15 protein-coding genes and 2 pseudogenes are annotated in these 18,446 nt (G+C 67.8%); 11 read left to right on the top strand and 6 right to left on the bottom strand.

Annotation, left to right across the window (positions count from 1 at the left end; all coding sequences use genetic code 11):
- Positions 1 to 24: 24 nt before the first annotated feature.
- The 4 genes from FHG71_RS08865 to FHG71_RS08850 all read right to left on the bottom strand — a co-directional run bounded on the left by FHG71_RS08865 (position 25) and on the right by FHG71_RS08850 (position 5,128).
- A complete protein-coding gene (locus tag FHG71_RS08865; RefSeq protein ID WP_139081273.1) occupies positions 25 to 588 on the bottom strand; it encodes a sarcosine oxidase subunit gamma in 564 nt (187 codons plus the stop codon).
- Positions 581 to 3,514: a sarcosine oxidase subunit alpha family protein gene (locus FHG71_RS08860; protein ID WP_139081368.1), complete on the bottom strand. Its 2,934-nt coding sequence runs from the start codon at positions 3,512 to 3,514 to the stop codon at positions 581 to 583. The genes FHG71_RS08865 and FHG71_RS08860 overlap by 8 nt, the downstream gene beginning before the upstream one ends.
- 71 nt (positions 3,515 to 3,585) lie before the next feature.
- Entirely contained in the window at positions 3,586 to 3,867 is a 282-nt protein-coding gene (locus FHG71_RS08855) for a sarcosine oxidase subunit delta (protein WP_139081272.1), read from the bottom strand.
- A 10-nt stretch (positions 3,868 to 3,877) separates the two neighbouring features.
- A complete protein-coding gene (locus tag FHG71_RS08850) occupies positions 3,878 to 5,128 on the bottom strand; it encodes a sarcosine oxidase subunit beta family protein (RefSeq protein ID WP_139081271.1) in 1,251 nt (416 codons plus the stop codon).
- Between the two features lie 304 nt (positions 5,129 to 5,432).
- On the opposite strand from FHG71_RS08850, the gene FHG71_RS24720 reads away from it, so the two are divergent.
- The 5 genes from FHG71_RS24720 to FHG71_RS08825 all read left to right on the top strand — a co-directional run bounded on the left by FHG71_RS24720 (position 5,433) and on the right by FHG71_RS08825 (position 10,110).
- Positions 5,433 to 5,624, top strand: coding sequence for a hypothetical protein (locus FHG71_RS24720; protein ID WP_218014062.1), 192 nt, complete (start codon positions 5,433 to 5,435; stop codon positions 5,622 to 5,624).
- 579 nt (positions 5,625 to 6,203) lie between these two features.
- A complete protein-coding gene (locus FHG71_RS08840) occupies positions 6,204 to 7,277 on the top strand; it encodes a GAF domain-containing protein (RefSeq protein ID WP_176559350.1) in 1,074 nt (357 codons plus the stop codon).
- A gap of 63 nt (positions 7,278 to 7,340) precedes the next feature.
- A complete protein-coding gene (locus FHG71_RS08835; protein WP_139081269.1) occupies positions 7,341 to 8,294 on the top strand; it encodes a PAS domain-containing protein in 954 nt (317 codons plus the stop codon).
- Between the two features lie 136 nt (positions 8,295 to 8,430).
- Positions 8,431 to 8,754: a response regulator gene (locus tag FHG71_RS08830; protein WP_139081268.1), complete on the top strand. Its 324-nt coding sequence runs from the start codon at positions 8,431 to 8,433 to the stop codon at positions 8,752 to 8,754.
- A 129-nt stretch (positions 8,755 to 8,883) separates the two neighbouring features.
- Positions 8,884 to 10,110: a lytic murein transglycosylase gene (locus FHG71_RS08825; RefSeq protein WP_139081267.1), complete on the top strand. Its 1,227-nt coding sequence runs from the start codon at positions 8,884 to 8,886 to the stop codon at positions 10,108 to 10,110.
- 262 nt (positions 10,111 to 10,372) lie between these two features.
- Here FHG71_RS08825 and FHG71_RS08820 read toward each other — a convergent pair whose 3' ends face one another.
- Positions 10,373 to 11,374: a hypothetical protein gene (locus FHG71_RS08820; RefSeq protein ID WP_139081266.1), complete on the bottom strand. Its 1,002-nt coding sequence runs from the start codon at positions 11,372 to 11,374 to the stop codon at positions 10,373 to 10,375.
- A gap of 586 nt (positions 11,375 to 11,960) precedes the next feature.
- Here FHG71_RS08820 and FHG71_RS08815 point away from each other — a divergent pair.
- The 4 genes and pseudogenes from FHG71_RS08815 to FHG71_RS24560 all read left to right on the top strand — a co-directional run.
- A pseudogene (locus FHG71_RS08815) lies at positions 11,961 to 13,085 on the top strand (IS3 family transposase); the annotation flags it as partial.
- A 156-nt stretch (positions 13,086 to 13,241) separates the two neighbouring features.
- Positions 13,242 to 13,523 carry a trimethylamine methyltransferase family protein gene (locus tag FHG71_RS24565; protein WP_281281960.1) on the top strand — a complete coding sequence of 94 codons (282 nt, stop codon included), beginning with the start codon at positions 13,242 to 13,244 and terminating at the stop codon, positions 13,521 to 13,523.
- Positions 13,520 to 13,627: a trimethylamine methyltransferase family protein gene (locus FHG71_RS24715; RefSeq protein WP_425467341.1), complete on the top strand. Its 108-nt coding sequence runs from the start codon at positions 13,520 to 13,522 to the stop codon at positions 13,625 to 13,627. Before FHG71_RS24565 ends, FHG71_RS24715 begins: the two co-directional genes overlap by 4 nt.
- 54 nt (positions 13,628 to 13,681) lie before the next feature.
- Positions 13,682 to 14,338 (top strand): annotated as a pseudogene (locus tag FHG71_RS24560) (trimethylamine methyltransferase family protein).
- Between the two features lie 316 nt (positions 14,339 to 14,654).
- On the opposite strand, the gene hpbA reads toward FHG71_RS24560, so the two are convergent.
- Entirely contained in the window at positions 14,655 to 16,691 is a 2,037-nt protein-coding gene (hpbA, locus tag FHG71_RS08805) for an N-methyl-L-proline N-demethylase HpbA (protein WP_139081265.1), read from the bottom strand.
- 142 nt (positions 16,692 to 16,833) lie between these two features.
- On the opposite strand from hpbA, the gene FHG71_RS08800 reads away from it, so the two are divergent.
- Complete coding sequence (locus FHG71_RS08800) at positions 16,834 to 17,466, top strand: TetR/AcrR family transcriptional regulator (RefSeq protein WP_139081264.1); 633 nt, start codon at positions 16,834 to 16,836, stop codon at positions 17,464 to 17,466.
- A 305-nt stretch (positions 17,467 to 17,771) separates the two neighbouring features.
- On the top strand, positions 17,772 to 17,981 hold the full coding sequence (locus tag FHG71_RS08795) for a pyrroline-5-carboxylate reductase family protein (RefSeq protein WP_139081263.1): 210 nt from the start codon (positions 17,772 to 17,774) through the stop codon (positions 17,979 to 17,981).
- Positions 17,982 to 18,446: the final 465 nt, after the last annotated feature.

The following is an 18,446-nucleotide window of genomic DNA, read 5'->3' as shown; positions in this document are numbered from 1 at the left end:
GTTGGGGCCGCCCTCGATGTCTGCCTAGAACGCGCTGCGCGCCGCGACCGTGATCGCGTGGTGGAGCGAGCCCGCCGAGGAGCGCGGGCCCAGCACCGTCATCCGATCCTCGGCCCGCCGGATCACGTAGACCCCCAGATGCTCCATGAGCGTGCGCGTGGCCGATCCCGGCGCGAAGCGGTCGAGGTCGATGTTGCAGAGCCGCTCGAACAGCGGCTTCAGCGGCCCGGCGACCTCGAATCGCACCCAGGCGTCGGTCTGCTCGGTCACCGAGGCCGCCTCGCCCAGCGCGGGCTTCACCTGCGCCGCCACGTCCTCGTGCGTGGCATAGGGCGCCTCGACCATCCACATCTCGGGTCCGAGCCAGAACGACCCCCAGGGCGCGTTCTCGGCCGCCTGCCCCGGCGGGGGCAGCGGCAGGCCTGCCTGCGCGGCGCGGGCGGCCAGCTCCGTCTCCCACCCCCGGCGCGTCGCGACCGAGGCCATGGCCACGTCGGTCCGCTCCGCGATCAGGACGGGTCCGATGCGCTCCTCAATGGGCTCCGCATGGCCCAGAGGGGCGAGAGGTGTCAGGCGATGCTCAGCCACGGAGGCGCTCCCCTTGCGGATCGATGAAGTGCGGCGACACGATCTCGACCTCCACCTCGGTCTTCGCGAGCAGGTTTACGGCCCGCAGCCGCTCCCCCATCCGCGCCGCGCCGTTCTTCAGATACCCGAGCGCAATCTGGTGCCTTAGATGCGGCGAATGGACGAGAGACGTGATCCAGCCGTCGTCGTTCGCGGCCACCGGGTCCTTGCCCAAGGCGATGAAGTGGCTTCCCGCCTTGAGCTGGGCGGCCGGGTCCACCGGCTTGATGCCCACGAGCCGCAGCCCGTCCTCGCGCACCAGCTCCTCGCGCTGCGAGAGGACCATGCCGATGCTGTCCTTCTTCTTCGACACCATCTTGCCCAGGCCCATGTTCAGCGCCGTGGTCTGGCCGTTGAGCTCGTTGCCCGCGACATGGCCCTTCTCGACCCGCAGGACGCCCAGCGCCTCGGTCCCGTAGGGCGTCACGCCCAGGTCCTGCCCCTGCGCCATCAGCTCGCGCACCAACGCGTCGCCGTAGCGCGTCGGCACTGCGATCTCGTAGGCCATCTCGCCCGAGAAACTGATCCGGAACAGCCGCGCCCGCAGCCCGCCGCAGACCGTGACGTTGCCGCAGGCCATGTAGGGGAAGGCCGCGTCCGAGATGTCCTGATCGACGATGCGCGAAAGCAGCGCCCGCGCGTTCGGCCCCGCGACCGAGAACTGCGCCCAGGCCTCGGTCGTGGAGATGAGCTGCACGTCGAGGTCGGGCCAGAGGCACTGGCGGCAGAACTCGAGGTGCCGGAACACCGGCACGGCATTGGCCGTGGTGGTGGTCATTACGTATTCATGCTCGCCCATCCGCGCGGTGGTGCCGTCATCCATGACGATCCCGTCTTCGCGCAGCATCAGCCCGTAGCGGACCTTGCCCACGGGGAGCGTCGAGAACGTGTTGGCGTAGACCCGGTCGAGGAAAAGCCCCGCATCCGTCCCCTGGATGTCGATCTTGCCCAGCGTGGTCACGTCGCAGACGCCCACGGCCTTGCGGGTGGCCAGCACCTCGCGGTCCACGGACTCGCGCCAGGTCGTCTCGCCGGGGCGCGGAAACCACTGGGCCCGCAGCCACATCCCCACCTCGACGAAGACCGCGCCCCGCTCCTCGGCCCACTTGTGCGAGGGGGTGAGGCGCGTCGGCTTGAACTCCTCCCCGCGCGACCGACCGGCCAGGACGCCCATGGCGACGGGCGTGTAGGGCGGGCGGAACATGGTCGTGCCCGTCTCGGGGATGCTCTGCCCCGTCAGCTCCGCCATGACGGCGAGGCCGAGGACGTTCGAGGTCTTGCCCTGGTCCGTCGCCATCCCGAGCGTGGTGTAGCGCTTCAGGTGCTCGACCGAGCGGAAGTTCTCCTGATGGGCGAGCTTCACGTCCTTGACGGTCACGTCGTTCTGGAAGTCCACCCAGGCGCGCCCCTTCCCCGGTACGTGCCAGAAGGGCGCGATCCGCACGGGCGCGTCCTCGGCCTGAGGGAGATCGGCCGCGGGCGCGCGGAAGCCCAGCGCCTCGACCGCCTCGGCGGCCTTGGCGGCACCCGAGGCCAGCGCCCCATGGGTGGAGAACGCCCCCGCCGCCGCACCGACCGGGATCAGCCCGGCGGGAGCGTTTGGCGAGGCGAGGAAGGCGGAAATCTTCTCGTCCCAGACGGGCCGCGCCGACTGGTGCGCGGTCAGCGCGACCGTGGGGTTCCAGCCCCCCGACACCGCGAGGGCGTCGCAGACGACGTGCTCCTCGCGCCCGTCGATGCGGCGCACGTTGATGCCGGTGAGGCCCAGCCGCCCCGTGGTCCCCGTGACCACCCCCAGCATGTGCGGGAGGCCGGCCTGGCGCCGGATGTCGCGCCGGGGGTCCACCACAGCGACGACCTCGACGCCCCGAGCCATCAGGTCGCGCGCCGTGCGCATCCCGTCGTCGTTGTTGACGAAGAGAGCGACCCGCTTGCCGGCCGCCACGCCCCAGCGGTTGAGATAGGCGCGCACCGCCCCCGCCATCATCACGCCGGGCCGGTCGTTGTCCGCAAAGGCGATGGGCCGCTCCAGGGCACCCGCCGCGAGGATCGCGCGCTTCGCGTAAACCCGCCACAGAACCTGCCGGGGCTTCCCGGCGAGAGGGGCCGCGAAGTGGTCCGACACCCTCTCGACCGCCGAATAGACGCCGTGGTCGAAGACGCCCATGATGGTCGTGCGCGGCATGACGCGGACGTTCGGCATCCCCGCCAACTCCGCGACCGCCGAGGTTGCCCAGCCCGCGCCCGACTGCCCGCCGACCTCGTGCGTCTCCGCAATCAGCCGCCCGCCCAGCGCGAAATCCTCGTCCGCGAGGATGACCCGCGCGCCCGCGCGCGCCGCCGTGAGCGCCGCCATGAGGCCCGCAGGCCCCGCGCCGATCACCAGCACGTCGCAGTGCAGGAAGCCCTTGTCGTAGGCATCCGGATCGGGCTCGCGCGAGAGAGTTCCGAGCCCCGCCGCGCGGCGGATGATCGGCTCGTAGAGCTTCTCCCAGAAGGCCGCCGGCCACATGAAGGTCTTGTAATAGAAGCCCGCCGTGAAGAACGGCGACAGCCAGTCGTTCACCGCCATCGCGTCGAAGGCTAGGGTCGGCCAGTGGTTCTGGCTGCTCGCCTCCAGCCCGTCGTACAGTTCCGCCACTGTAGCCCGCGTGTTCGGCTCCCGGCGCGCGCCCGAGCGCAGCTCCACGAGCGCGTTGGGCTCCTCGGAGCCCGCCGACAGCACGCCGCGCGGCCGGTGGTACTTGAAGGACCGGCCCATCAGTTTCACGCCACTGGCAAGCAGCGCCGAGGCCAGCGTGTCCCCCGGATGGCCCGTGTAGGACTTGCCGTCAAAGGTAAAGCGCACCGACCGGGAGCGGTCTACAAGGCCGCCCGTCACCCGCATCGGCTGGGAGGCCAGGACGGGCGCCGCGTCCTGCCCCGTGAGGACTCCGCTCGTGTCGCGAAGAACTTCCGTCACTTGGACCTCCCCCGCCCGCGGGCGGTGTCGCGGGCGAGCACCGCCCCCAGAATCTCGTGCGTGACCGTGTTGCGCGTGACCACCAGCCAGGACCGGTCGCCCTGCTCGTGGAACCACAGCTCCTTGTGCACCCCGGCGGGGTTGTCGCGCAGATAGGCGTAGTCGTGGAACTTCTCGGGCTCGGTCAGCCCGTCGGGCCGGTCGATCAGCGCGGCGTCGCCGAGATAGGTGAACTCCTGCGCGTCGCGCGGGCCGAGGAGGGGGTGCGGAATCAGCATGGGAGCAATCTCAATGGAGGTTCGGCTGGGCGCCTTGGCCCTTCTCGTCGATCATCGCGCCGCGCTTGAAGCGGTCGAGCCGGTAAGCCGTCGCGGTCGCGTGCGGGCGGTCGGTGGCGAGCAGATGCGCGAAGCAGTACCCGCTTGCCGGCGTCGCCTTGAAGCCGCCGTAGCACCAGCCCCCGTTGAAGTAGAGCCCCTCGACCCCCGTCCGGTCGATGAAGGGCGACCCGTCCATGGACATGTCCATGACGCCCCCCCAGGTCCGCAGGAGCCGCGCCCGCCCGATCATGGGCATCAGCGCCATGCCCCCCTCGGCCACGTCCTCGATCACGGGGAGGTTCCCCCGCTGGGCGTAGGAGTTGTAGCCATCGATGTCGCCGCCGAAGACGAGGCCGCCCTTGTCGGACTGCGACACGTAGAAGTGCCCCGCCCCGAAGGTCATCACCCCGTCGATCACGGGCTTCAGCCCCTCGGACACGAAGGCCTGCAGGACGTGGCTCTCGATCGGCAGCCGCATCCCGGCCGCCGCCATCACGCGGGACGAATTGCCCGCCACCGCCACGCCCACCTTCTTCGCGCCGATGTAGCCGCGCGTCGTCTCGACCCCGAGGACCTTCCCGTTCTCGATCCGGAACCCCGTGACGCCGCAGTTCTGGATGATGTCCACGCCGCGCATGTCAGCCCCGCGGGCATAGCCCCAGGCCACCGCGTCGTGCCGCGCCGTCCCGCCCCGCCTCTGCAGGAGCCCGCCCTTGATGGGGAAGCGCGCATGGTCGAAGTTCAGGAACGGATACATCGTCCGCACCTGATCGCGGTCCAGAAGCTCCGCATCCGCCCCGTGCAGGAGCATCGCGTTGCCCCGCCGCGTGTAGGCGTCGCGCTGGGCGTCGGTGTGGAACAGGTTCAGGATGCCGCGCTGCGACACCATCGCGTTGTAGTTAAGATCCTGTTCCAGCCCCTCCCAGAGCTTCATGGAGAACTCATAGAAGGGCTCGTTCCCGTCGAGGAGGTAGTTCGACCGGATGATCGTGGTGTTGCGGCCTGCGTTTCCGCCGCCGATCCACCCCTTCTCGAGCACGGCCACGCTGGCCTGCTCGAACTCTTTGGCGAGGTAGAAGGCCGTGGCGAGCCCGTGCCCCCCGCCGCCCACGACAATGATGTCGTAGGCGGGCTTGGGGTCGGGATCGCGCCAGTTGGCCGTCCAGCCCCTGTGGCCTGTCAGGGCCTCGCGGAAGACCCGCCATCCGGAAAACTTCATGGGTCGCTCCCCTTTCAGCCCGTTCTGTCTAGCACCTCCGGGAACCGACAGACTCGGGCGTTTCCGACAAAAGAGGCGGTGTTTCGGTCAGTGGGTGGCCTGCTCCGATCGGGTGGTCCGACCAGCATCTTGGAGCAGGACCGGTTCTCGCCGCTGATCCACACGCTGCGTTTCGGCAACCACTATCGGCAAGTGGTCGAGGTTGAGAGCGATCTCGCCTTCCGCAACACTCGCGGACCGCCAACGCGCCGCTGGTATTTTCGCTCATGGACGGGAATGACGAAAGTCGGGGGGCGAGATCGTCGTGATGCTGGGTGCCTCGATCCAGGGACGGCCGCATCGCTGCATCAGTAAAGGCATGACGCCGCAATCCTTGGCGATGTCCGATTGCGACCAAGCCCACCTGATCGAGGCGGGGCAGGACAAGGTGCTCCTGCTGGCCTATGGCGTGGATCTCCGTGCCGAGGCCCGGCCGCGCGTGTTATGGCCAACTTGATGGATGACGGCAGCTGCCTTCCGGGGCAAGGCAAGGCGCTACGGGAAACTTCGCAGATCTGGCCTTCGCTGATGGTTGGGTAGTGCCACCGCAGACGTAGGCTCGCCCCGGCCAGCCGGCCGGGCTGCCTCGGCCCGAGCAGGTCGAGCTGGTGCCCGGAGCCCGTTTCCGATTGGGCGACCCTGCCCGCTGCCGTGTGCGACCTGATCTTCCCGGGTAACACCCTCGATGTGGCGCTCCTGACAACTGGAACGCATTTATCGCGGCACAGTTGGGCGTCGGCCCGCGAAGCGCCGGAGGACCAATTCTGTATCTCCAGAACGCCCGAGGCGATTCGAGGCTTCCGTCAACCCGATTGCTCTGAAGGGCCGGCCGAGGGCACCCGGTCGCCGTGCCGACCCGATATGCCTGCAAGGTTGCGTTGGTGCGACGCGTCTGAATCAATAGGAGGCGTGGGGCCTTCTCGATTGAACGGTGTGCGTCAACGTTCGTTCTGCCGGGCAGGCTTTGGAGAACAGGGAGAAGCCGATGGCGTCCATCGACAATCCCCTGCGGGACGACGCGGGCCGGGTCGAAGGAATGTTCGGCATGGTCGCCGAAACGTCCCGCGTCCACGGCGACAGTACCCTGACCGGGAGCCCCGAGCCGGGCCGGAGCGTCATCGCCGAGCGTATGACGACCGGCGGCGCGCTGCACGAGAGTCAAGAGCGGCAGATTTTCCTTTTGCGGTTCGCCGATGCGCTACGACCCTTGGACGACGCTGTCGTAATCCTGCGCGAGGCGAGCCGCCTTATGGGAGATCATCTGCGCGCCAGTCGGGTCGCCCATGCCGAGGACATGGGCGACGACGAGACGGTGCTCCTCACGCACGATTACACGGACGGAGTACCCAGCATCCGAGGCCGCGACCGCTCTGCCGACTATGGTGAAGCGCTCATCCGCACGATGCGGGAGGGCCATGTCGTGGTCCGTCCCGACATCGCCATTGATCCCGCTCTCACCGAGGCCGAGAAGGCCACGCACGCCGCCTTGCAACTCGGCGCCACCCTGAACGTGCCGCTGGTCAAGGGCGGGCAACTCGTCGTGATGCTGGCGGTCCATCACGCGACCGCTCACGACTTCACCCTCGAGGAGGTCGCGCTGCCTCAGGAAATGGCCGAGCGCACCTGGGCGGCGGTGGAGCGCGCCCGCGCTGGGACCTCGTTCCGCGGCGACGGATGGCGGGCTCTCAGTCTACCCTCGCGACATATCGGAGAAGAAGCGAACCGAGTCAGATCGCCTCAGGGCCGAAGTCGCCCTGCACCAGAGCGAGAAGCGCTTTCGCGCCATCGTCGAGACCGCGCGGGACTACGCCACCTTCACCACCGACGCGGCATGCCGCATCGTGACCTAGCCCCGGGGAGCCGAGGAGGTCTTCGTTGGACGGCAGAAGAGGCGGTGGGCCAGCCGATCGATCTCACCTTCACGGCCGAGGACCGCGCGGCGGGCGCGCCGGCGGCGGAGCGGCAGGAGGCCCGTAAGCAAGGGCACGCACCCGATGTGCGCTGGCATCTGTGTAAGAACGGCGCGCGGGTGTTCATCGATGGGATAATGCGCTCGCTCACCAACTCGGGAGGCGTGATTACAGGCTTCCTGAAGGTGGGCCAGGACTGACGGACAGGCGCGCGACCGAAGAGGCCCTCCGCGAGAGCGAGGCGCACTTCCGGCAGTTCGGCGATGCCTCAGCTGAGGTGCTCTGGATCCGAAACGCCGAGACGCTGGAATTCGAGTACGTCAGCCTCGCATGAGGATATCTACGGGGTTCCGCTCGGCTCCACCCAAATGCGCAACTCCGTCCGGCGCTGGATGGAGCTGGTTCTGCCCGAGGACCGGGCGTTGGCCCTCGATCATCTTCGACGCGTCCGTGCGGCCGAACACGTGCTCCATGCCTATCGAATCCTGCGGCCCGACGGAGAGGTGCGCTGGATTCGTGACACCGGCTTCCCTCTGCTCGACCGGGCCGGTGGGGTGCAGCGCGTGGCCGGGATCGGGCACGACGCCACCGAGAAGGTCGAACTGAACGACCACCTGCGCGTGCTGGTCGCCGAGCTTCAGCACCGCTCCCGCAAACTGGTCTCTGGGGTGAAAGGCGTGGTGGAGCGGACGCTCGCCGGCTCCGAGACGCTGGAGGATTGCCGTCCCCGTTTCCGCTCGAGCGTCAAGGCCTTGGCCCGGGTCAACGGCCTACTGCCGCGTCTGGAGGAGGGCCAGCGGATCACCTTCGACCAGCTCTTGCGGACGGAGTTGGCCGCACACGGGGTTCTAGACGGCGAGGATCATGGTGGCCAAGTGCGTCCCAGCGGCCCGACAGGCGTGCTGCTGCCGTCGTCCACCGTGCAGACCTTCGCGCTCGTGCTCCAAGAACTGGCAACCAACGCGCTCAAGCACGGTGCGCTTTCCCGGTCGGAGCGACGCCTCGACGTGCCTTGGGCACTGGTGCACGGCCGGCGGGAAAGCGGCGGCTGCGGGTGGAACGGCGCGAGCGGGACGGGTCGGCTAGGGCCTCGGGCGAAGCTCCTGCCGAGGCGGTCGCCTTCTCTCGACAAGGATATGGCCGCGAGCTCCTCAAACGGGCGCTGCCTTATCAACTTCGGGCGCCGACGACCTGCGAACTCACGCCTGAAGGCTTGAGGTGCACCATCGTCGTACCTGTGTCGTCGACCCCGGATGTGGCATTCTCCGGCTAGGTGAGGCTCAGGGCCGAGACGGAAGAGACGCTCATGACCGGAACGATCGCCCTCCATCCCTGCGAGGCTGCCGCACTCTTGTGGTTCAGGACGACTTTATCACGGCGGAGGATTTCGCGATGGAACTGGAGGGGCCGGGCGCCGAGGTGATGGGGTCCGTGCCCGATCTCGCCGGCGCCCTGAGCCTTCTCGACTCCGGCCCGCATCCCGACGCCGCCATCCTCGACATCAACCTGGGCGGAGAGATAGTCTTTCCCTTAGCGGACCGGCTGCGGGATTGGGCCATCCCCTTCGTTTTCGCCCCGGGCTACGAACAGTGGGCGATCCCCGAACCCTATGCCAGCCAGCCCCGCTGCGAGAAGCCCTTGGACATGCGGCAGGTCGCCCGGATCTTTGCGGGGTGATGGTGCGTGCGACGGGAACCGGCCATCGCGCCCCAGCGCCGCAATCCGGGATTTCCGGAACCCTGATGCACCCCCAGCCGTGCCACGCTAGGACTCTCCACGACTCCAGTCTGCCGAAGGTCCGCGCCCATGCTCCGCACTGTTCTTTTCCTGGCCTGGCTCGTCGTCGCGCAGGGGCCGCTGCTCGCGCAGGACCGCTCTGCCGTCGAGAGCCGGTTCCAGCTTTGGCTGGAGACGACGGTCTGGCCCCGTGCGCAGGCCGCCGGCGTGTCGCGGCCCACCTTCGATGCGGCGCTGGCGGGCGTCGACCTCGACTGGAACCTACCCGACCTTGTTCCGCCAGGTGCCCCGAGCCAGACGCCGCCACAGCAGCAACAGGCCGAGTTCGCCTCGCCCGCCGCCTATTTCCGCCCCGAGGCGGTCGAGGCGACCGTGACGGCGGGGCGACGGATGGCGGAGCGTCATGAGGCGACCCTGACGGCGGTGGAGCAGGCCACGGGCGTGCCCGGCCGCATCATTCTCGCGATCTGGGGACGCGAGAGCGCCTATGGCCGTGCCGACCTGACGCACGACGCCTTCGAGGTGCTGGCCACCAAGGGATTCATGAGCACGCGCGCCGGCTACTTCAGCGACGAACTCGTCGCCGCGCTTCGCGTCGCCGAGGCCGGCTTCGCGCCGGTCGACGGCCTGAGGAGCAGCTGGGCCGGAGCGCTCGGGCAGCCGCAGTTCATGCCGTCCAGCGTCCTGACCTACGCGACCGACGGCGACGGCGACGGTCGCATCGACATCTGGGGCTCGGAGGCCGACACCCTCGCGTCCATCGGGACCTATCTCGCCCGGCATGGCTGGGTAGCGGGGCGCGATTGGGGCTTCGAGGTCATGGTGCCGCCCTCGGTCTCCTGCGCCTTGGAAGGACCCGACCAGGGACGCCGGATCGCCGAGTGGGAAGCTATGGGGATCCGCCGCGTCTCGGGGCGGCCCTTTCCCGAGGCCGAGCGGCCGCAGGCGGGATACCTGATGATGCCGGCGGGCCGGCATGGACCGGCCTTTCTGGTCACCCCCAATTTCTATGTGCTGAAGGATTACAACACCAGCGACCTTTATGCACTGTTCGTGGGCCATGTGAGTGATCGGATCGCATTCGGGACGGCGGGCTTCGCGGAAGGGTGGGACGAGATGGGCGGGCTTTTGCGATCCGACATCGCGGATCTCCAGCGGGCGCTTGCCGATCGGGGGTACGACGTCGGCGGGGTGGATGGTTTGCCAGGCTACAGGACACGCCGTTCCATCGGCCACTGGCAGGAGGCGGCCGGACGGCGGCCCACCTGTTTCCCCGAACCTGGGCTCCTCCCCTAAGGGCCGCAGGCCCGGAACCGAGACGCGGGGAGCTTCGCGCCCGCCGCTCGGCTGCTCCCGGCGCAGGCAGCGGAGCCTCTTCGTCGGAGTGCCGGTTAAGGACAGGCCTATCCGATGATCTCCACCCGGCCGAGGTGGTCATCCCCGGTCGGCGAGCGAAGGACCGTCCTGCTAACGTGCCTATACGTCTGATTCAGTCGGAGCATCCATCCGCTCCCGACTCCGACGCTGATTTCGGCCATCCGCCAAGTCAGGCGTCGAACTAGGCATCCCGTGGAAACAGGTCCCCGACCGGGTCGGACAGCTTCCCATCCTGGCCGGCGCCGACCGGGGCTGTCTCGTTTTCCGGCCGCCGCCGCTCCAGGGCCGCATGGAACACGTTCCCCACGCGGCCCAGCACGCGGAGACGCCAGGCCGTGGCCCCATCGGGCAAGTCCCGAACGCCTGGAGCTTCCGCTCGGGCCACGAAGCCCAAGCGGGTGACCGTTGGTCCGTCATACCAGACCTCGACGGCCTTCGGGTCGTGGGGATTGTCGTCCACGGGCTGCAGCCTGAGCCGGGTTCCGGGCTCGATCCGGCCAGCCATCTCAGGGTGGGGGCCGTAGGGCAGCCCCACCACCGTGACCTGTGCATTGAGGGAGGTCGTCTTCGAGGAGTCGCCGCTGCGGGGACGAGTGCGCAACAGATCGCCGCCATCCAAGGCCCGCAGGTCACCCCAGATCCTGGGCGTCAGGGTACGAGGCGCCAGCAGTTCGGCCATGGCGTCCCGCACGGCGGCCGGCATCGCGGCCAGGGAGGCGCCTCGGGTCACGTCTAGATTGCCGCGCCTGACCGGGTCTCCGGCCAGGTCGTTGGCCCAGACTAGCAGGACTTGATCGACATAGATGCAGAATGCCGCCTCGAAGACGAGGCCGAAGTCTTGGGTCGCAGGCGGCTCGCGGCGTCCCTGGTAATCTTGAAGGGACCAGAGCCCGTTCCGGATTGCCGTCAGTCCGAGCGGCGCGGCATGGCCGAGTGGCAGGATGGGAGGGCGTTCCGAAGCCATCTCGTCCCGATAAAGGCCGAGATCGGTCTCGAACCGTTCGATTCCCACTACCGGGCTGCCAAAGCCTTCGTCCGGGAGTACCGCGCGCAGGAAAGGCGCGGCCAGCACGGGCAGGAAGGAGACCGGGTTTCCAACGCCGAGCGTCCGACGGTAGATCAGGCGCAGGGTCTGGGGCAGGGGGACCCCGCAATGGAGGAACACGGCCTCGATGGTTTCCATTTCGTCCTCTCGGGCGGGACGGAGCAAGCCATAAGCACCTTCCGGGCTCCGATGGGAAGACAGGGCGACATGGGCGCGTAAGAGCCGCTCCAAGGCCTCCAGGGCCGCCTTGCGCGGGGTCCTGCGGGCCAGCGCCACGTCTCCGATGTCTAGCTTCGTAGGTTCCATGTATGTCGGGCCGCCGCTCCTTGGGCCAAGGGACCATGGTCTTGCGATCTTTATCCCTCTGGCGGAGCGGCAAGGCCAGCCGTGGCCGCGCTACCTCGCGCAGTGTTCAGACGGTGAGCGGACGGGAAGCAAGAATTCGTGGGTCGGCGACGCCCTGGATCCGGGCGATTGCGATTATCTAGGGAAAGAACTGCCCAGATGGCCGAACCCTGTCCTTGATGAGGCGGAAGTCTCGCAGGCAGGGTAGACCGATCTGGCGGCATATGGCGCGTCTGGCGGTGCAGAATGTGGCAACTTCGCGCCACGACCTGAGTCGGGGCTGCAGGTCGCGAGGCGATCGGAGCGAGGTACCGGGGATTGGACTGCCACCCGAGAACGGATCCGCCTGCGATGTCGGCGTGCCGGATGAGGAGGATCCATGCCGAGGAAGCGACGCAGCCCCGAGGGGATCGTGGCGAAGCTGCGCCAGGTGGACGTCCTGACCGCGCAAGGGAGGACCTTGGGAAAGGCGATCCGCGCCATTGGGGTGGCCGAGGCCACCTGCCACCGCTGGCGCAAGGAGTTCGGCGGGCTCCAGCTCGACCAGGTGCGACGGCTGGAGGCCCTTGAGCTGGAGAACAGTCGGCTCAGGAAGGCGGTCTCCGATCTCACCCTGGACAGGCAGATCCTGGCCGAGGCGCTCCGGGGAAACGGACCGGCCCTTCGCGTCGCCGGCCAAGGGTCGAGCAGGTCTGCTCGGAGCTCGGCGTCTCCGAGCGGCGGGCCCGGGTCATTGGCCAGCCGCGCTCGACCCGGCGCCGGGTCCTGAAGGTGGCAGACGACAAAGAGCGCCTCACGGCCGCCATCATCGAACTCGCGACCCTGTCCGGCCGCGGCGGCTCCCGCCGCATCACGGCTTGCCTGCGTCAGGCAGGCTGGGTCGTGAACAAGCGCATGGAGCGCATCCGGCGACGCGGAGGGCTCAGGGTTCCCCGGAGGCCCCCCAAGAAGGGACGGCTCCGGCGGAACGACGGCTCCGGCCGGAGCGGGCCCACCCTGTCCGGGCCTGCGACTTCGTGCAGGACCGCACCCACGCCGGGCGCACGTTCCGCATGCGTCGCGCGTGGTGGACGAGTTCACCCGGGCAGCCCTGGCCATCCGGGTCGATCGCACGCCCTCCTCGGCCGGGGTCCTCGAGACCTTGGCTGAGCTCATGCTCGAGCGCGGCGTGCCTGGGCCCCTCCGCTCGGACAATGGCCCCGAGTTCGTGGCCCGGAGCGTGCGGGACTGGATCAGGGCCGTGGGCGCCAGGACCGCTGACACCGAGCCCGGCTCACCTTGGGAGAACGGCTCTGTCGAAAGCTTCACCTCCAGGCTCAGCGACGACCTGCTCAACCGCGAGATCGTCGGCTCTCTCAACGAGGCCCAGATCCTGATCGAGGGCTGGCGCCAGCCCTGCAACGCCATCCGGCCCTGCGATGGACGCCACCCGCCCCAGAGGTCCGGCTTCCCAAGTCCCCCGTCCGGCCCGCTACGACGCCCGCCCGCTATGCCACAACGAACTATCATCGACCCTGACGCCGTGATCAGGGCACAGCCAGGGCGACGCCTGACATGTCCATGCTGCCCTCGCTCCGGCGCGGCATCCCTGTCTCGAAGTCATGAGCGGCGAGCATGTCGAACGGATTGACGGCCCTTCCATGTCCTTAACCGCGGCCTTATGCGCGAACTGACCTCCACGCTTCCCTCGACCTTTATCTACCGCGCTCGCAACCCCGAGCGCAGCCCCCCTTCAGCGTCACGCCACCCCATGTTCGTGCAAATGATAGGTGCGCCGTTCCTGCGCGACCTCAATGACGTGAGGCGCTGGCCGACGATGGCCGACCTCCACATGTTCCACAAGCTCGCCCACATTAACCCGGCGCTGCACTCCACGGCGCACCACATCGTGAAGTCGATGCACCTGAAGGCCAGCCACCTCCACATCACTCATCCATCATGAAGCACGCGGACAAGACGTTCAGGGGGACGACCACCTCGCCCCGGAACGCCGAGGACGTCATGGTGCTGTGCGCGATCCTCTTCGGCGAGGACGTGATGGAGTAGACTCCGGTCACGACCGGGAACTACAACGGCAACTCGCCCCTCGTCTGGGACGAGATGATGTTGAGGGCCATGCTCGCCTGCTGCCGCAGGGACCAGCCGGTGCTCTGCTCGCTCTCCGTGCTGGGCGGCGCCAACACCTCCGCCTCGGTCGTGCCGGCCGTGGCGCAACTCCCTGGCGAGGCGCTCTCGGCGCTGACCTACACGCAGGTGATCCGCAAAGGCTGCCCAGCCATCTACGAACATTACCTGTCCACGGTGTCCATGAAGTCCGGCGCGCCCATGTTGGAGACGCCCGAGATCAGTTTCATGAACTTCATGATTGGGCAGATGGCGCGCTTCTACGGCGCGCCGTGGCGGACCTCGAACCTCTCTGGGCGTGGCCAAAACCTTCAATAGCCAGGCGGTCTACGAGAGAGCACCATGACCCTGAACGCCGTCCTGCAAGCGGGCGCCAACTACATCTGGCACTCCGCCGGCTGAAGTGAAGCGGGGATGCACTGTTCGGTCGCCAAGCTCGTCGTAGACGCAGAGATGTGCGCCGTGGGCTACCGCATGGCCGAAAGCCCCCGCTGGGACGACGCCGACGAGGCGATGGAGGCGGTGCACGACGTGGGCTCCAGTGGCCACTACCTGGGCCACCCGCGCACTCAAGCCAGCTTCAAACGGGCCTTCCTCATGCTCAAGCTCTTTGACAACAACTCTATCGAGTAGTGACAGGCGGAAGACTGGCACGAATCACCGTGCGCGCCTTGTCCTGCGCCCGCAAGCTTCTGAGTGAATGCGAGGAACCCAAGCTGGATCCGGGAACCGACGAGGCTCTGTGTGACTAGACGGCGCGCCGCGAACGGGAGATCCCGGCCGTGGATGCCCTGAACAACGACCATTGGGACCGGCCGGCGCAACTGGCTTGGATAGTAAATGCCGCCATCCAAGCGACAGCGGCATTTCTTGTTGCTTTAATTACCAGGATATCGGTCCACAGGCGCCCCCGTGAACGGCTGGCCGAGCCGTCAACCCGTTCGCTCCCTTACAGGTCCTTCACCAGTCTGAGCGCATCATAGATGGCAGCGTGGGTGTTGCGGGCGGCGACGGCATCGCCGATGCGGAACAGGCGAAAGCGGCTCTCAGGGTGACGGATGACCTGTTGGGGCTGGCCGGTGGCCAAGGCCTCGTAGTCCACCTCGCCGGCGTTCGAAGACAGTGCCTTCAGGTCGAAGTAGACTTCGTCGAGGGGGCGCGTGCCGTGATTGACGACCACTTGGTCGACGACCCGCTCGCGCGTCATGTCCCCGTAGTCCGAGCCCAGCGTGGCCCGGAGTTGGTTGCCCTGCCGCTCGACGGCCCGGAGCCGCCAGGTGACGGTGAAGGTCGTGTCGCGCCGCTGGAGGCTCCTCATGTAGGGAACGAGGTTCATGGCCATGACCTCGGGCGCGAAGGTGCGATCGGGCGTGACGATCTCGACCCTGGCTCCGGCGGCGGCGATCATCTCAGCAGCTTGCAGCCCCGCATGGTCACCCGCATCGTCATAGACGAGCACGTTGCCTCCTGGTCGCGCATCGCCCGACAGGATGTCCCAGGCCGAGACCACGAGGTCGTTGCCCGCTTCCAGCACCTCCGTATGTGGAAACCCGCCGGTGGCGACGATCACCTCGTCGGGCTCGGTGGCCAGCACTGCGTCGGCGTCCGCGACCGTGTTGAAGTGAAAGCGCACGCCGCGCTTCTCGCACTGGCTCATGCGCCAGGCAATGATTGAGATCATCTCGCGCCGCCGCTCGCTTTGCGCCGTGAGACGGATCTGCCCGCCGGGCTCATCGGCCGCCTCGAAGACCGTGACCTCGTGCCCGCGCTCGGCCGCCACGCGCGCGGCCTCGAGCCCCGCCGGGCCCGCGCCCACCACGGTGATCCGCTTGGCGACAGGCGCGACCGAGATGGTATGAGGCATCGAGGTCTCGCGCCCAGTGGCGGCATTATGGATGCAGAAGGCCGCGCCCCCTTGGTAGATGCGGTCGAGGCAGTAGTTCGCGCCCACGCAGGGGCGGATGTCGTCCTCGCGCCCTTCTATGATCTTCCGCACGATATGGGGGTCAGTCATGTGAGCGCGGGTAAGGCCCACCATATCGATCTTTCCGGCTGCGATGGCGTGACGCGCGGTGGCCACGTCGGGGATCTTGGCCGCGTGGAAGGTCGGGAAGCCCGTGGCGGCGCGGATCTCGCCCGCGAAGTCGAGATGCGGGGCGTTGGCCATACCCTGAATCGGGATCACGTCCGTAAGACCCGCATCGGTGTCGATGTGACCGCGCACCACATTGAGGAAGTCGACGAGCCCGCTGTCCTTAAGCCGGTGCGAGATATCTACGCCCTCCGCGGGGGTGATCCCGCCCGGCAGACCTTCGTCGCCGGTATAGCGCACGCCCACGATGAACTCGGTCCCGCAGCGCTCGCGCACGGCCTTGAGAACGTCGAAGGTGAAACGCAGACGATTGTCGAGGCTGCCCCCATAAGGCGCGTCAAGGTCGTTGGTCAGCGGCGACCAGAACTGGTCCAGAAGGTGACCGTAGGCCTCGAACTCGATGCCGTCGACGCCTGCGCCCTTCATCCGCTCGGCCGCGTCCGCGTAGTCGCGGATCACGCGGGCGACGTCCCAGTCCTCCATCCGCTTGGGAAAGGCCCGGTGCGAGGTCTCGCGCTCATGTGAGGGCGAGATGACGGGCAGCCAGTCGCCCTTGTCCCAGCGCGTGCGGCGCCCAAGGTGGGTGAGCTGGATCATGACCGCCGCGCCGTGGTCGTGGCACTCGTCCACGAGCTGGCGCATCCAGCCCACGACCTCGTCCTTCCAGGCCAGAATGTTGTTGAATGCCGGCGGACTGTCGCGCGCCACCGAGGCCGAGCCCGCCGTCATCGTCAGCGCGATGCCAGCCTTGGCCCGTTCCACGTGGTAGGCGCGGTAGCGCTCCTTGGGCATCCCATCCTCGGGGTAGGCGGGCTCGTGGCTCGTGATCATGACGCGGTTGCGCAACGTCAGGTGCTTGAGCTGGAAGGGCTGAAGAAGCGGATCGGGGATCATGGGGCGGCCTCGGGCGCAAAGATGGTGCTGCAGGCCTAGGGTGGAATGTTCACCTGTGTCAAGTTAACGGCCATCGCTGCACCGGTTCGTTGTGTAGGGTTGTTCACGCTGATAGGACAGGCAGGGCAGGAGGGCTCGCAGGTTGAACGAGACGGGATGGCGCGGATCGCCTGAGATCTGGCTCGACGCCGCTTACGAGGCCCTCGTCGAAGGCGGCGTGGAAGCTGTGAAGATCCTTCCCTTGGCCCAGCGGCTCAAGCTCGCGCGCACGAGCTTCTATTGGTTTTTCAAGGACCGTGACGAACTGCTGGGGGCCTTGGCCGACCGCTGGGCTGGCCGAAACACCGGCGCCCTTGTCGCCGCCACGCAGGCCTATGCGGAAACCGAGTCCGAGGCCATGCTGAATGTCATCGGGTGCTTCCTCGACCCGGCCGCCTTCGACGCCCGCTTCGAGTTCGCCGTGCGGAGCTGGGCCCTCCGGTCGCCCGAGATGACCGGGCGCATCGCCATGGCCGACCGGGACCGGATCGCCGCCTTGACAGCCATGCTGGAGCGCTGGGGCCATGCCCTGCTCGACGCCGACGTGCGGGCACGCACCATCTACCTCGTCCAGATCGGTTATATCTCGCTGCAGTCCAACGAGACCCTGGCCGAGAGGATGAGGCGCATCCCCACCTATGTGGAGATCTACACCGGCCAGAAGCCCCAACCTCGCGAACTGGCGCGCTTCCACGCCCGGCATGGTTATGCCTCTGATAACGCAGGAGCCGCCTGATACATTTGGGAATCATCGGTGCCACGGAGTGGCTCGGCTCGGCCCTCATGCGGGCACCCCTGGCGGAGGGAATGGCTCCGGCCTCGGGCTCCTGCTCCTGAACCGCAGTGGCGCGCGGCCTGAGGCCTTCGCCCAATCAAGGGTCGGCTGGGCCCGTGACGCGGCAGACATGGCCCGGCGCGCCGAGGTTCTTGTGGTTTCGGTCCGCCTTAAGGACTTCGCCAACCTTGCAGTGTGCTCAGGACCGGCTCGTCATATCGTTGATGGCCGGAATGCCGATTGCGGCTCTGCAGAAGGCGGCCGGCGTGCGTGTCGTGTGGGCCATGCCCAATGCCGCCGCTGAGACGGGGCGCTCCTACAGGCCATGGCTGGCCGGACGCGCGGTGATTGCGGCCGACCGCGCCATTGTGCGCGCCCTGCTGGCGCGGGTCGGGACCAAGGACGAGGTCCGCGACGAAGGGGAGATCGACTACCTGACCGCCCTGTCCGGCTGGGGGCGGCCTATCCGGCGCTGATGGCTGCGGCGATGCTTGCCGACGCGCGGGCCCGGGGCCTGCTCGACCCCGATCCGATCCACGACGTCGTGCCTGACGAGACCACCGAGGCTGAGGTCATCTTCGCGAGGAGCGGCCCAGTCCGCACTGGCCGGGAGACGAACACGGTCCTACAGATCGCCAAGGACGCTGGCCTGTGGATTCCCTCAAGCTGCAACTTCGGGCTCTGCTGCACCTGTAGGATCTGAAGGACTTCTGGGGAGGTCCACATGGTGCACAACGGCGGAATCAGCGATGATGACATTGCTGAAGGCTATATCCTGGCCTGCTGCGCCCACCCCATCGTTCGGTTCGAGATCGAGGCATGACGCTCGCCGGGCTCTGTTGCATGAGGCGGCTGAGGTTTGGACTTGTGCTTGTTCTGGACGGGCCTCTGCCATGGCCTCTGCGGCGGGTGTGCCGCGGGCTGGAGCCGGTCAGGGCGGC

The organism is Rubellimicrobium roseum, assembly GCF_006152145.1.
Classification (GTDB): domain Bacteria; phylum Pseudomonadota; class Alphaproteobacteria; order Rhodobacterales; family Rhodobacteraceae; genus Rubellimicrobium; species Rubellimicrobium roseum.
This window is presented reverse-complemented; position numbering and strand designations above follow the sequence as displayed.